Raw genomic sequence first — 255 nt, 5'->3', positions numbered from 1 at the left:
CTCCGGACTCGGCAAGCGTCAGGAAAAAAAGAGAGACCGGCCCCCGCAGTGTATTCAGTCTGCAGACATCAATCAGATTCTGGCAGACAAGTGAAACAGCGCCCAGGGCAGACGCTGCCACAAGCCCCAGGGGAGCCTGCGTAATTTGCTGAGCTTCAATAACGGCATCACGAATGAGTGGAGGCAGCGAACTCAGGGGAAACTCATCACAAGGCTGACCGAATGACATAGTAACCTCACTACACACAGATATAA

1 protein-coding gene is annotated in these 255 nt (G+C 52.9%); it reads right to left on the bottom strand.

The features are described 5' to 3' along the window. Nucleotides 1–229, bottom strand: a 229-nt coding sequence (locus E0D98_RS27000) for a DUF3987 domain-containing protein (RefSeq protein WP_131891729.1), incomplete at its 3' end; no start/stop codon positions are given. Between the last annotated feature and the right edge of the window lie 26 nt (nucleotides 230–255).

This window comes from Escherichia sp. KCJ4928 (genome assembly GCF_004352695.1).
Taxonomy (GTDB): Bacteria; Pseudomonadota; Gammaproteobacteria; order Enterobacterales; family Enterobacteriaceae; genus ECMA0423.
This window is presented reverse-complemented; position numbering and strand designations above follow the sequence as displayed.